This is a genomic window from Undibacterium sp. RuTC16W, assembly GCF_049339445.1.
Taxonomy (GTDB): domain Bacteria; phylum Pseudomonadota; class Gammaproteobacteria; order Burkholderiales; family Burkholderiaceae_D; genus Undibacterium.
This window is the reverse complement of the sequence record NZ_JBMPPE010000010.1, coordinates 73,962-88,211: the sequence shown is the minus strand read 5'-3', so window position 1 is coordinate 88,211 and position 14,250 is coordinate 73,962. Positions and strand designations below refer to the sequence as shown.

13 protein-coding genes are annotated in these 14,250 nt (G+C 49.3%); all 13 read left to right on the top strand.

The features are described 5' to 3' along the window. The first annotated feature begins 107 nt into the window (after window positions 1–107). The 13 genes from ACO0K4_RS17170 (at window position 108) to ACO0K4_RS17110 (ending at window position 14,122) form a co-directional block, all read left to right on the top strand. On the top strand, window positions 108–1,229 hold the full coding sequence (locus ACO0K4_RS17170; RefSeq protein ID WP_422957893.1) for an SMP-30/gluconolactonase/LRE family protein: 1,122 nt from the start codon (window positions 108–110) through the stop codon (window positions 1,227–1,229). A 227-nt stretch (window positions 1,230–1,456) separates the two neighbouring features. Beyond that, window positions 1,457–1,681 carry a hypothetical protein gene (locus ACO0K4_RS17165; protein WP_422957892.1) on the top strand — a complete coding sequence of 75 codons (225 nt, stop codon included), beginning with the start codon at window positions 1,457–1,459 and terminating at the stop codon, window positions 1,679–1,681. An 11-nt stretch (window positions 1,682–1,692) separates the two neighbouring features. Beyond that, entirely contained in the window at window positions 1,693–3,444 is a 1,752-nt protein-coding gene (locus ACO0K4_RS17160) for a diguanylate cyclase (protein ID WP_422957891.1), read from the top strand. A gap of 18 nt (window positions 3,445–3,462) precedes the next feature. Beyond that, on the top strand, window positions 3,463–4,260 hold the full coding sequence (locus ACO0K4_RS17155) for an SAM-dependent methyltransferase (protein WP_422957890.1): 798 nt from the start codon (window positions 3,463–3,465) through the stop codon (window positions 4,258–4,260). Between the two features lie 121 nt (window positions 4,261–4,381). Next, the gene (locus ACO0K4_RS17150; protein ID WP_422957889.1) at window positions 4,382–6,007 is read left to right on the top strand and encodes a diguanylate cyclase domain-containing protein; all 1,626 of its coding nucleotides are present in this window, start codon (window positions 4,382–4,384) and stop codon (window positions 6,005–6,007) included. A gap of 13 nt (window positions 6,008–6,020) precedes the next feature. After that, the gene (glpD, locus tag ACO0K4_RS17145) at window positions 6,021–7,577 is read left to right on the top strand and encodes a glycerol-3-phosphate dehydrogenase (RefSeq protein ID WP_422957888.1); all 1,557 of its coding nucleotides are present in this window, start codon (window positions 6,021–6,023) and stop codon (window positions 7,575–7,577) included. Between the two features lie 211 nt (window positions 7,578–7,788). After that, a complete protein-coding gene (locus ACO0K4_RS17140) occupies window positions 7,789–8,688 on the top strand; it encodes a DUF1700 domain-containing protein (protein WP_422957887.1) in 900 nt (299 codons plus the stop codon). Between the two features lie 28 nt (window positions 8,689–8,716). Next, the gene (locus ACO0K4_RS17135) at window positions 8,717–9,520 is read left to right on the top strand and encodes a head GIN domain-containing protein (protein ID WP_422957886.1); all 804 of its coding nucleotides are present in this window, start codon (window positions 8,717–8,719) and stop codon (window positions 9,518–9,520) included. 392 nt (window positions 9,521–9,912) lie between these two features. Beyond that, window positions 9,913–11,019 (top strand): substrate-binding domain-containing protein, encoded by a 1,107-nt coding sequence (locus ACO0K4_RS17130; protein ID WP_422957885.1) that lies wholly within the window; start codon window positions 9,913–9,915, stop codon window positions 11,017–11,019. Window positions 11,020–11,190: 171 nt separating this feature from the next. Next, window positions 11,191–12,453 (top strand): TIGR03862 family flavoprotein, encoded by a 1,263-nt coding sequence (locus ACO0K4_RS17125; protein WP_422957884.1) that lies wholly within the window; start codon window positions 11,191–11,193, stop codon window positions 12,451–12,453. A gap of 394 nt (window positions 12,454–12,847) precedes the next feature. Further along, window positions 12,848–13,192: a hypothetical protein gene (locus ACO0K4_RS17120; protein ID WP_422957883.1), complete on the top strand. Its 345-nt coding sequence runs from the start codon at window positions 12,848–12,850 to the stop codon at window positions 13,190–13,192. 217 nt (window positions 13,193–13,409) lie between these two features. Continuing rightward, window positions 13,410–13,904: a YbaK/EbsC family protein gene (locus ACO0K4_RS17115; RefSeq protein WP_422957882.1), complete on the top strand. Its 495-nt coding sequence runs from the start codon at window positions 13,410–13,412 to the stop codon at window positions 13,902–13,904. Further along, window positions 13,904–14,122 (top strand): DUF1289 domain-containing protein, encoded by a 219-nt coding sequence (locus tag ACO0K4_RS17110; protein WP_422957881.1) that lies wholly within the window; start codon window positions 13,904–13,906, stop codon window positions 14,120–14,122. The genes ACO0K4_RS17115 and ACO0K4_RS17110 overlap by 1 nt, the downstream gene beginning before the upstream one ends. The last annotated feature ends 128 nt before the right edge of the window (window positions 14,123–14,250 follow it).

Below are 14,250 nucleotides of genomic sequence, written 5' to 3'. Positions count from 1 at the left end.
TGAGAGCAAAAGAGAGCAAGAGTCATTGACAATACCAGCGTCTTACATGCCATCATAGCAACCTATGTCTATCCATATCTAACAATGTCGCAAATCAGGAGAGAGTCATGCTTAAAAAAATAATGATACGTAGTGCAATCAGCATCTTCACAGTGATCTTCCTGATATTCGTCTATCTGTTATTTGCACCAGTGCCGATACAACCCCTTGCCTGGCAGGCGCCAGCCAATGCCGGATACACCGGTGCTCATGCGCCTAACCGTGATCTCAGCGGCTTGCAACTAGTCTCTCTCGGTAAAGAGTCTGGTCCAGAGCATATTTTGCCCGGCCCGGATGGCAAAATTTATGCGGCGGTGGCATCCGGCGCGATCTTGCGCATGCAGCCAGATGGCACACAGCTAGAGACATGGATCTCAATGGGTGACCGTGTACTAGGTTTCGCGTTTGATGCGCAGGGACGCATGATCGTTGCCATGCCCTCGCGCGGTTTGCTCATGATTACTCAGGACAAAAAAGTCAGCGAGCTGGTCACACAAGTGAAGCAAATCCCGTTGCAGTTTGTGGATGCCGTCGTCATTGCCCGCAATGGCAAAATTTACTTCACTGATGCGACCCAGCGTTTTGGCGTCAATGCATTTGGTGGTGTGCTGAACGCCAGTATGCTCGATTTTTTAGAGCATTCTTGTACCGGACGTGTGCTTGAATATGATCCCGTCACTTCAGCCGCCCGCATCGTCGCTGACGGCTTTTGCTTTTCTAACGGCATCGCCCTGAGTCAGGATGAGCAACATCTATTCGTTAGCGAAACCGCCGGCTACCGCGTCTGGAAGCTCGCGATACAGGAGGATCAACTGCAACTCAAGGACAAGCCAGATCCGCAGCGAGCATCGGTATTGCTGGATAATTTACCGGGCTTCCCCGACAACCTGATGCGCGGCACAGACGGCAAACTGTGGGTCGGCATCGTCAAGCCACGCAGCGCCGATTTTGACAAAATGTCGCTTAAGCCATGGCTACGTTCACTGACCCTGCGCCTGCCACGCTCGATGTGGAAAGTGCCGCAGGATTATGGCCACGTCATTGCCTTCGATGAAGCGGGCAAAGTCATCAGGGACATGCAAGATCCTGCAGGCGTCTATCCAGAAACATCCGGCCTCACCGAGACGGCAGATCGCCTGTATATCCAGAGCCTGCGCGCCAATAGCATAGGCTGGCTTGCCAAAAAATGAGGCAGATGAGCAACATGATTGCCAGACCGGAGTGCAATACGGTCGCTATGCCAGACATGCTTTTCACCCGTGCTGCCGAGCTAAATTACCGTATCGGAGGCCAGAGCATAGCTATTTAAGATGACACAAAGCAAAACTTGCCAAAAATACTTGGTTTGACTGCATCAAAACGCTATAAAATTCCCTGTTGTAACAAATTCATTCCTCCACAACTGAAGCGAGTAATTATGTCTAAATTATTGGATTATCTGAATACTCTGGATAAAGATGCAGCGGCGCGTGAAGCGCATAACAAAGATCCCAAAGCAGCTATGAAAAAATTTGGATTGTCTACACATGAGCAAGACGCATTTTTATCTAAAGATAAGAAGAGAATTGCTAAATCAATAGGAATTCCTGAGGCAGACTTACCGGCACTTCTTTGGCCGCAGTCTCAAAATACCACTTACTAAACTTTATCTGTATGACATATCGTTTATTTTTGAGGGTATTTTCCTCGATAGTGTCGATATTCGTACTCAGTTTCCCTATTGATCTAAGTGCAAATGATGGTGTTTCAGTTGAGCAACTATTTAAATTGTCTGAAAAATATTTGAGAAGTGCTCCAGAAAAAACGATAGAAGTATTAAATCAACTACAAGAAAAACAATCCACCTTTAATAAGGTACAACGTGAGCACTATTACCTACTATTGGCTAACTCACTTGCGAATAGAGGATTGCATCAAGAGCGCATTGATTTAATTTTATCTGTAATAAAAAAAGATTTAGAACCAAATACTCGTGCAAAATTTTTGTATGAATTATCTGATGCATATGTTGCACAAGGAGAGTTTGAGAGAGCTTTGATGGTAATGAACGAGAATATCGTTTTAATTCCCAAACTTACCGATTTAGATGCAAAGGGGGCTACGTTGCAGTCGGCCATTTCTTTGCTTAATTCGTTGAGGGCATTTGACGAGTCTATGACATATGCAGAGCGTATGTTCGCACTTACAAATGATGATAGCAATCATGTCAGCAAGTGCATGGGGCTAGCAAACAAAGTAGAAATTAATTTTTTACGTGGGAACGCAGTTGATGCAAAAAATACTTTGCCATCCGTGATTCGGACTTGTAATGCTATAGGGATGTCGAGTATTTCGTTGTTAGTCCAAACTTTAGCCTCTATTGATTTAATCGATTCAGGAAAAATTATGGATGGTATAGGTACCGGCATCCCCTTGCTCAAAGAGTTCGACGAAATTAATGAAAATTCGGATTATGTAATTCAATTGGAAGAAGCTTTAGCTCGTGCTTATTTAAAACTGTTAAAGCTTAGTAGTGCAGAGTTTTACGGGACTCGATCATACCAACAGGCCAAGGAAAAAAATCTTGTTCTGCAATTAGAAAAAACTAGCAGAACAATGGCAGCGATCAAACGAGCACAAGGTCAATTCTCCAGCGCACTCGAATACTACGACATCAGCCTTGCGTTGAAAGATAAGATCCTAAACGATCAGTTACACAAAAATCTCGCTTATCAGCGCGTCAAATACGATAGCCAGGACAAGGCAAATCAACTGAGTTTGCTGGAACAGAAAAATAAAACCCTGGCAATTGCACGTCAATTAGAGAAGCGCAATAATCAAAATCTGATTTTGCTGGTGACTTTAATCTCCGTTATCTTATTGATCCTGACCGCATGGCTGATCCGTACCTGGCAACAAAAGAATCAATTCCGCCAGACGGCGCAAATTGATGGTCTGACCCAGATCAGTAATCGCGCTCACTTCATTACAAGCGGTACGCATGCGATGCAGTCGACGCATACTGCTGTCAGCGTGATCTTGTTTGACATGGACTTTTTTAAACGCATTAACGATAGTTTTGGTCATGCAGTGGGCGACTGGGTGCTGCGCACTGTGGCTGAAAAAATTAAAGCTTTACTAGGTAAAAAAGATTTGTTCGGACGCCTCGGTGGCGAAGAATTTGTCATCTGTATCCCGGGTGCTAGCGAGGAGGAAACAGTGGCGCTGGCAGACCGCTGTCGTGTTGCGATTATGGAGATCGATACCAATCCTAGCGGCTACCGTTTTCCTATTTCGGCGAGTTTCGGTGTTGCCACCCGTGCTGCGCATGCTGACACCAGTTTTGAAGACATGTTGGCGGCTGCTGATAAGGCCTTATACGTATCAAAAACCGATGGACGCAATCGCGTTTCGACTTTTCAATAATTTACATCAAAGCACTTAATGCCAAATACAAAAAAAGGTAAGCTGGTCTGCGTCGGCACAGGCATGCGTATGGCAGGGCAATTGACCCCGATAGCCCAGAGTTATATTGAAACCTCTGATGTCGTTGTTGCCGCAGTGCCGAATATTTTTGCCCGAAAATGGTTACAGGGAATTGCGAAAGAATACGTATGCCTGCTGGGTTATTACTCTGACTGTGATGAAGAGGGTAAAGACCGTCGTGATACCTATCGCCGCATGGCAGACACGATTCTGGCGGAGTTGCGCGCAGGTAAAAATGTGTGCGCCGCATTTTATGGGCATCCCGGGATTTTTGCCTGTATCTCGCACATGGCAATTGCGGATGCGCGGGCTGAGGGATTCAGTGCCCATATGGAGCCTGGTATTTCTGCCGAGGATTGTCTGGTTGCCGATATCGGTATTGATCCGGGTAAACATGGCATGCAATCAATGGAGGCGACGCAGTTCATGATCTACCAGCGCACCATCGATCCGAGTGCTTTGCTGATCCTGTGGCAACCGGGTATTGCCGGGGATTTGAGTTTGAAGCGTTTTGATACCAGTACCCAGCGTTTGCAGTTGCTGGTGGATAAGCTGGCGCGGGATTATCTGCTTGATCATGAGGTGATTTTGTACGAGGCGGCAACTCATCCGCTGGAGCAAACCCGTATAGATAGGTTGCGCCTCGGTGATTTGCCGCATGCTGATTTGAAACAGATTACGACACTGGTGATTCCACCAGCCAGAGCGATGAAGATCGATCAGGCGATGATGGATTTATTGAACGCGGCGGCGTAAGCGTTCCGGATGGCAGGGCCGGGTATGACGGGCAACATATAAATTCTGCAAAATCCAATCAAGAATGGCTTACTATGTACCGTATAGCACGCCTTATTCGCTGACGAACTGGAGTGACATTTTGTCTAATCGATTCGATTTGCCTGCCACTGAGGTCGATAATGCCCTGTCTGTGTTAAGCCAGCAGACGGATGCCATGATCGAGAGTGAACCTGCCAAGACCGTTGTGGTGTTGCTGGAAGCGATCCGGCAGGCAGATCGTCATACCGATCCCAAATTGCTGGGCGATCTTTATTGCAAGCTCGGTAATTGCCGTCTCATGCTCAACGACCCTCTGGGGGTGCGAGACTTCGAATCCGCACTGGAGTTCGCCGAGCGCAACAACAGCACCTCATTGAAAGCCGATGTATTCCATGGCTTGGCCAGGACTTTTGTCATCTTCGGTGATACCCACAGCGCATTGCAGTATGGTGAAAAAGCGCTGGCGATTGGTCGTGAGGTTGATAATCCCAAAAAATTTGCCCAGATACTGATTACGTTGGGGTTGGTTTTTACCTATACCCAGCAGTTTGAGCGTGGTGCCCTGATGTATGCAGAGGCGCTTGAATTATGCCTGCGTCATGATGATCAGGACGGTTTGGCAAGGGTCAAAAATAATTGGGCAGATAATCTCGTCATTTATTTTGAAGCTTTGAAAGAAGATAATGCGTCGCCGCCGTTTGGCATGCTGGACGAGGCGATCCGTCTGGCACGTGAATCGCTTGAGCATGCACAGTCCGGTTCCCTGCTGCGAACGCAGTTATTAGCCACAGAGACCCTTGCGCATGCGCTGGAAGAACGCGGTTTTTATAGTCTTGCTCTGGAAGAGCTGGCAACTGGGCTGAACCGTGCATCCGGACATGGTTTTGCGAAAGAAGAACTCGACATCAAGGTTCGCATCGGTGCTCTGCGTTTACACCTGGGGCAGATTGCCGAAGCCATCCAATGCATGCTGGAAGCGCGCGAATCCGCTTTGCATATCGGCAATTATCCTTTCATGGGGGATCTGCTGAAGATTTTATCGACGGTCTATGAGGCAAGTCGTGAATTTGATGCTGCGCTGAAAGTGTATAAAGAATTTCATAGCGTTACCTTGAAATCCCGCGATCAGCGCGCCCAGATCAGCGCGCAGATTTTTGCTGCAAAAATGGATCTGGAACGGGCGCAGAAAGAGGCCAGTGTTCATAAAACACGGGTAGATCAGCTAGAGGATTTCAACCGTACTCTGCGAGTCCAGGTACATGAGGACGCTCTGACGGGATTACCAAATCGTCGCGCCCTTGAAGAAAAAATGTTGCAACGCCTGACAGGCCGCGTGACTAATGTCGCATTCGCGATGTGTGATATCGATTTCTTTAAAAAAGTGAATGACGGTTATTCGCATCTGGTCGGTGACGACGTATTGCGTGAGGTCGGCCACCTGATACAGTCTTGCCTGCGTTCCGGCGATCTGGCAGCCCGTATCGGAGGAGAAGAATTCGCTCTGGTACTGGACAGGACCGCCAAATCGGTGGAGGCCTGTGAACGTATCCGCAAAGCGATTGAAGCGTTTGACTGGTCCCGGCTTGCTGCAGGTTTGCACGTCACCATGAGTTTTGGTGTTACCCATATTCAGGATGGCGACGATCTGAAATCAATGATGAGCCGCGCTGACGCTGCCCTGTATCGCGCTAAACATAATGGCCGTAACCGGGTAGAAAAGGCTTAGCTTGTCGCCTGCCATGAGTATCCCGTCCAAGCCTTCAGCCGTAATCGACAGTGATGTGCTGGTCGTCGGTGGAGGCATCAATGGTGCCGGTATCGCACGGGACGCAGCCGGACGCGGACTGTCCGTGGTGCTGTGTGAGAAAGATGACCTTGCCTCACATACCTCATCTGCTTCTTCCAAATTAATTCATGGCGGCCTGCGTTATCTCGAGTATTACGAATTCGGACTGGTCAGAAAATCGCTGATTGAGCGCGAAGTTTTATTGCGTTCGGCTCCCCACATTATCACGCCATTGCGCTTCGTCATGCCCCATATGAAAGGCCTGAGACCCGCATGGATGCTGCGTGCCGGGCTGTTTTTATATGATTATCTGGCACCTCGCGAATTGCTTCCTTCGTCATTCGCCATCAAACTTCATCAGCATCCTGCTGGTGTCCCGCTACAGCAACATCTGGTTCGGGGATTTGAGTACTCCGACGGCTGGGTTGATGATGCACGCCTCGTCGTATTGAATGCGATGGATGCGGCAGAGCGTGGCGCAAGGATACTTACGCGCACAGTTTGCCTGTCGGCGCAACGAGATAGCGGTGCATGGCTGGCCGAATTGCGTGATGACGATGGCCGGCTGACGACGGTACGTGCGAAGAGCCTGGTCAATGCGAGCGGCTCCTGGGCGGCACAATTTCAGCAGATGGTCGCTCCCGATCAGGCAGGTAAAACCTTACGTCTGATAAAGGGTAGCCATATTGTTGTTAAACGCTTATTCGAGCATCCGTACGCCTATATTTTTCAGCATCCCGATGGCCGGATTGTGTTTGCCATTCCCTATCAGAATGACTTTACGCTGATCGGTACAACCGATATCGATTATCACGGCGATATCAATCAGGTCGCGATTGAGCCGGATGAAATTCAGTACCTGTGTGAGCTGAGCAGTTTGTATTTTCAGCAGAGCATTCAGCCTGCCGATGTGCTGTGGTCTTATGCGGGTGTGCGTCCGCTGGTCGATGACGGCAGTGTAGATGCCAAAGCGATTACGCGCGATTATCGTCTGGAGTTATCCGATGCTGACGCGCCCATGCTGACGGTGTTTGGTGGCAAGATAACCACGTTTCGCAAACTCGCAGAAGAGGCCGTCGACATGCTGATGCCTGTAATCGCGAGCGACAAGCCGCATCCGTCTGCGTGGACGGCCAGTGCCTGCTTACCAGGCGGGGATATTTTTACCAATCGGCCAGACAACCGCGCAGTCCTCGAATTTGATCGCTTCATACATCAACTCGCTGACGAATATCCCTGGCTTCCTCCTGCGCTATTGCACCGTTATGCCCGCGCTTACGGCACACGTATCCGCAAGCTACTGGAGGGGCGACAGTCTCTGGCCGCCATGGGTCAGCAAATTGTTGAGGGCTTGTATGAGGCCGAAGCCGAGTATTTGATTCATCGCGAATGGGCCTGCACGGCACAAGATATATTGTGGCGCCGTACTAAGCTGGGTTTGCATAACCCAGCTGAGGTCAGCGCCATAGTAGATGCCTGGATTGCAAGGCGTAATGCTGCCCATCGCTAGTATCTGTAGGGCGCTCATCGCTGGCAGAGCTTGTTAAGAGCGCTCGAACGCACTCATTCTGTCGCTGATCCCTGCCATCTGTTCCCCCATTTCTGCGCACTGTCGCATCCTGCTGGTCTTGCCTCTGGCGTTTGCTTAAAGTCACCCTACGCAATCCAATTTGCCTCAATCCGATGAGGTATTCATCGCAAAGTGATCAGGGAGATAAGACATGAACAAAGCCGATTATATGAATTCACTCAAGCAAGCCTTGCAAGGTTTGCCTGCCATCGTGATTGAAGAAACGATGTGGGATTACGAAGCGAAATTCGTTAATGCCATGATGGAAGGGCGCACCGAGGAGCAAGTTGTGGCCAGCTTGCCAAGTCCTCAACTGGTTGCCGCACAAAAGCGCAGCAAACAGCGTCTGGATGCATTTAAACAGCAAGCCAGTCCGTCCAATCTCGCTGCCCTGTTTGTGTCTCTGATCGGCGTGATGGTGTTTAACTTCTTCATGATCATTCCGGCGATGGTGTATGCCAGCATGTTATTTACGGCATTTGTTGCTTCAATGGTTTTTTATGTTGCGGGTATTGTGATTACTGCGGGTAGCTTGTCGGGTGTCGAGCACTTCAAAGTCAATATGCCTTCGCATCGTTATGAGGTCATGGTGGACGACGGCGACGACGTACGTATTCATTCTCGCTCTAATGATGGATTCAAGGTCGATATTTCGTCCTCGGGGATCATGGTTGAGGAACAAGACAAAGTACAAGGAAAAGTACAAGGAAAAGTACAAGAAAAGGCGCAAGGGAAAAATCTGGAAAAACCCCCTGCTAGCGCAGTATCTGCTTCAGCATCAGCAACTACGGCCGGCAACCCTGTCGCCGTCGCCGTACTCGGCGGTTCTGAGGTCGCATCTGCCAGTGTATCGACAGTTGCGCCTGGTCGTGTCGAAGTCAATGTGGAAAACAAATTACGCCGCTACAACGCTGTTCAGGGCATCGGTATTTTGCTGGGTGGCATCGCTCTGTTCTTGCTGAGTTTACTGATGACCCGATATACCTTCGTTGGTTTTAAAAATTACCTGCAATGGAATATATCTTTGCTCCGTATTCCAGCGAATGCTTGATTGAATTATTCCTCAAAGGAGAATCATCATGAAAAATTTAGTTAAAACCGCGGTAGGAATGTTATTGATGGCCATCGTCCTGATCGCCATCAGCACGGCGGTGATGCGGGCGCATGCAGGCGCTCCCGCTGCCAGCTCCAGCGCCTCTGTATCGAGTGAGACGCGTACCGTCGATGCGGGTGTCATCAATATCGTCATGAATGGCCCTATTGATCTGGTGCTCAGGCAGGCTGCCACACCGGAACTGATGGTGCGTGGCGAATCCTCGATGCTGTCACGCGTGACTACCCGGATCGAAGGCAATACCTTATATATCGGTACCCGAGGCATGTTCGTTATGATCCGTCAGCCTTTGCAGTTAGAGATGGCCTTGCCAGCACTGGAAAAATTACAGATGCAGGGCAGTGGCGATGCAAGTGTGAAGGGTTTTCGCGGGAAAAAAATCGATGTCTCCATTCGTGGTTCCGGTGACTTGCAGTTTGATAGTGACTTCCAGGACGTACTGGCCAGCATTGTCGGCAGCGGTGATATGAAGATGGCTCTGGCTGTCTGCGAGAATGTGGACATCAGCGTGATGGGTTCCGGCGATGTCATGGTCAAGGGGCAAACCAAAGTATTGCGTGCAAAATTAAGCGGCTCAGGTAATCTGGATGCGGCTGGCTTGAAAAGCAACCAGGCTAGCATCAGTCTTAGTGGCTCATCCGACGCCAAAATTACGGCAACACAAGAAATCAAAGGTCAGTTGAGTGGTAGTGGCGACGTCAGAGTCTACGGTAATCCGGCAAAACGCCAACTGACAAAATCAGGATCCGGCGATATTTACTGGCAATAAATAAGTAATCAATAAGCGATAAACCGGCAATAAAAATGGAAAAATAAAGCGGACATCAGCAGAGAGTGATACCGTTGGATCAGGCATGCCATTACATCAAAATATTCACCAAATCAGTGAGTATCAGCAGGAAAATTGTGTCGCGCTGCAACCACTGATTTTGGTATTTATCATGGGAAATGTTGCTTTGCACCAAATATAATGTAGTACTGCTTCAGTAAAATGAAATAAAATTCAATGGCCGCTGCTTGGTAGTGAAACTCTATTTACTTGGGACAATTTTCTGCAATAATCGTTCCGCATTTGTAAAAAAAGTTTCATTCGTGGTGCGGATGTCTCAAAAAATAAAAAGACATGCCGGTTTTTCCTCTTAACTTGACCGACCCAGAATCATGACTGCTATCCAAAGTAAGTGCCTGACCGTGTTGCTTGTTGCTTTTTGTCTGATTACCGATGCTGTAGCGCAGGAAAATCCTATGCAGTTCCTGAGCCGTGCGAATGCGAAAGTAGCAAAAGCTGCCGCATTGAAGACTCGTTGGGAAGGTCCGGTTGACGGGCCTAAATTATTGAAAAAGAAAAAGATTGTATTCATTGCCTCCGATCTCAGCGATCCGAGTATCGCGGGTCTGTTTAACGGCGTGAAAGAAGCGATCAACGGTGCTGGCTGGGAAATCCTGTACATCGATTGTCGTGGTCGCTGCAATCAGGGTGCCGCCATCGTGAGTCAGGCACTGGATATGTCGCCAAACGGTATTATTCTCGCTGGTGTTGACGCTGCTAGTCAGGCTAAGGGTCTTGCTGCGGCAGCCAATGCTAAAGTTCCTGTCGTTGGCTGGCATGCTTCTGTGAAGAGCGGTCCTACTGACGGATTGTTCACGAATGTGACGTCGAATCCAAAAGAAGCTGCGCAGATCGCCGCCTTGTACGGTGTGGTCGAATCCAATAGTAAAGCCGGTATTGTGGTTTTTTCGGATACCTCAAATCCTTACTCTGTCGAAAAATCAAAGGCGATTGTTGAAATCATTAAGCAATGCGAAAGCTGCCGTCTGTTAAGTGTAGAGGATGTTCCTGTCGCAGAAGCTGGCGCCAAAATGCAGCATGTAGTCGAGAACCTGACCAAGAAATTTGGTGCCAAATGGACTCACGCAATCGGTGTGAACGATATGTATTTTGATTTAATGGAACGGCCCGCTATCGCTGCGCTGATCGCGACGAATAAGGTGGCGGGTTTATCGGCAGGCGATGGATCAAGCGGTGCTTTCAAACGTATTCGTGCCAGTTCATTGCAAATCGGTACAGTGCCGGAGCCTCTGTTTATGCACGGCTGGCAATTGGTTGATGAACTCAACCGCGCCTTCTCAGATGTGGCTCCTAGCGGTTATATCACACCGGTACATCTGGTCACCGCGCAAAATATCGCGTATGACGGTGGCCCGAAAAACGTCTTTGATCCGAGTAATGATTATCGCAGCCAGTATCAGAGAATCTGGGCAAAATAAACCACGTCGCGTATGTTTGGCTACATGAGTTGACGAGTTAATCGGCTACCGCGAGAAGGGCGATCAGGCAACTGATTGCCCTTCTTGTTTTGTGCGACCTGATGGCGCTGGCGAGATGATGGACAATCCGGGATTGTTCCTGAAATGGTGAAATAGAATTACAATTCGCGCATGAAAAATGATGAAAAAAATACGCGATCTGCATCGCCAGGAGTCATCGTCATTGGCGGTGGACCAGCTGGTTTAATGGCTGCAGAAACCATGGCGGCTGCCGGTATTCAGGTGGATGTGTATGATGCGATGCCGTCGGTCGGGCGCAAGTTTTTATTGGCCGGAAAGGGCGGTATGAATCTCACCCACTCAGAACCAGTTGGTGCGTTCCATACCCGTTATCGTGAGCGCCAGGCGGATTTAAGTGCGATGCTCACAGAATTTGGCGCGCAGGAATTGCGGGCATGGGCAGACGGTTTGGGCATCGCGACTTTTGTCGGTAGTTCCGGACGGGTATTCCCCGTAGATATGAAAGCCGCACCTCTCCTGCGTGCCTGGTTGCACCGCTTGCGTCAAGCCGGAGTCCGGTTTCATATGCGTCATCGCTGGCTGGGCTGGCACGGTAATGATTATCTGTTTGCGACGCCCGATGGTGAGAAAATCATCCCCGCTGATACCGTAGTGCTGGCAATGGGGGGCGGCAGCTGGGCGCGTCTGGGATCGGACGGAGCCTGGGTTGCGCCTCTGCAGCAACGTGGTATTGCGGTTGCACCTCTGGCGCCGTCAAATTGTGGCTTTGATGTGACGTGGTCGGACTACTTCCGGCAGCGATTTGCAGGTCAGGCGCTCATGACGGTTGCCGTGCAGTTCGCTCAGGATGATGGTACGTCCTTGGTGCGTCAGGGGCAGTTTGTCGTTACCGGCGGTGGTGTAGAAGGTAGCCTGATTTATGCACTATCAGCCTTGATACGCAAGCGGATTGCGAGCCAGGGTAAAGCGCTGCTGCATCTCGATCTGGCACCGGGTAAAAGTGCCGAGCGCATTTTAGAAGAGGTCACGCATCCACGCGGATCACGCTCGCTTTCAAGCCACTTACAAACGAAAGTCGGACTCGATGCCGTAAAGATGGCCTTGTTGCGCGAATGCTTGCCTCCGGATCAATTTCAGCAACCGGTTCTGCTGGCCGCAGCGATCAAAGCCTTGCCTCTCGTGTTGCACGCGGCAAGGCCGATTGATGAGGCAATCAGCAGTGCAGGGGGTGTGCGGTTTGAGGAGCTCAATGATCAGTTGATGTTGCTAGATTTGCCCGGTATTTTTTGTGCAGGTGAAATGCTGGACTGGGAAGCACCGACAGGCGGTTATTTGCTCACCGCTTGTTTTTCCACGGGTAAGCGTGCAGGCAGCGGAGCGATAAACTGGTTAAAAAATAAGACTTTGATATAAATTGAAGTCTATTGATTGAGTCATGTTCAATAAATAATATTATTTTATTCAGGACTTACGCAAAGTGACGCGATGCCTGCCAATACACAGGGGACTTCTAAAAAACCTTGAATCCATATGTCATGGAGCAGCTTACTCCTGCCTTCTCTTTGTGTCTCCGTGGTGAGAGGTCTTAGTTTTTGTGTAAGCCCTGTAGATCACCTCAGATCAATTGACAGCTTAGCAAACAGCAGAATTCAGTTTATCCCCGCGTCCATTAAATGTTAAATAGTCTGGACTCAGTCATCTTGCAGTGCGGAAATTTGGTACAATCTACGCACTATGTACCGTGACTAATTCATGATACTGATTGGCTCCGATTCTATTTGTTTTGTTTGACATCTGTATTTGTGGCATGAGTGACTCTCGTTCAAATCCCCGGTCTAAAGTTTCCTGGCGCGCTGCGATTTTGCTCGCTCCCGGCAACATTGTTGCGGCCAAAATTCTGGATTTCACGATGGCAGGTATACAACTGCAATGCGCTCATGTTCTGAAGGAAGGACAGACATATCAGATCATGATGGAAGTGCCATCGAAGCGCGATGCGTCGCAACGCACCCAGGTCGTCTGCAAGGCGACGGTTCGCTACAATATTTTAAGCGGCAATGAATACCGCTCCGGTATGAAATATTTCGACTTTGCACCGGAACATCTGTTGTTGCTGCAAAGCTGGGCCGGTGCTCCGGTCACCATGGAATAAGCCCGGCAGCTCGGCTTTTCAAGATGATCCCGGAACACTTCCCGCACTCCTGAGCACGGCACTACCTGCTGTGTTATAAACATACTCTTCCGCCCATCCGGATGTTTTCGATACGATTTAAGATGATGAGCGAAAATTCGCCATCAGCACTCCGTAGTAACTGTGTACCCGTCTACTCGTGGTGCGTCGAATGAAAACTTCGGTTTAATTAATTACTATGTCATCACATCCTACGCTTCCAGATACAGCACAGCGCGTCGCCGTTTTGCTACAACAACTTGCTCACGAACACGCCATCGTTATGCTCCCGGAAACCGGCAAGACATCCGCCGAGGCTGCTGCCGGTCTCGGTTGCAGTGTCGCCGAAATTGCCAAATCGATTGTCTTCCGCCGCTTATCCGATAATGCTGCAGTGATGGTGGTTGCCAGCGGCAGCAACCGTGTCGATGAGGCCAAAGTCGCAGCACTTGTCGGCCCTTTGGGCAAGGCTGATGCGAAGTTCGTGAAAGAAAAAATTGGCTACGCGATTGGTGGCGTTTGTCCTATTGGACACGTCGAAAAAACAGTGATGCTGATCGACCAGGACTTGCTTCAATACGCCGCAGTCTGGGCCGCTGCGGGGCATCCGCATGCGGTTTTTAAACTGACGCCCGCACAGTTGATTGCGATGACGCAGGCGCCGGTAGCAGATATCGCTTTGAGGGTCGCCTGATGAGTATTTTGTACGATTACGATCCGACGAGCGCACAGGCTGCTGTCAATGAGGTACCGTCGCCTTGCGTTGGTATCTGTAAAATGAATGAGACGCGGAGCTGGTGCGTTGGCTGCTTTCGTAGCATTGATGAGATCACGATGTGGAGCCGCGCCAGTAATGATGCCAAGCGACGCGTCTGGATCGAGATTAAACAGCGTATGTTTGAGCCGGGTTAGGCTGGATCTTGCTCAGGTTTTTTAAAAAAATCAAACAACCCAAACAGTTCAACAATTCAGATCAGGCAATTGAGATCAATTAGTTCAACGCACTTAGTTGAGCTTACTTAATTAATTGAGATTACTTA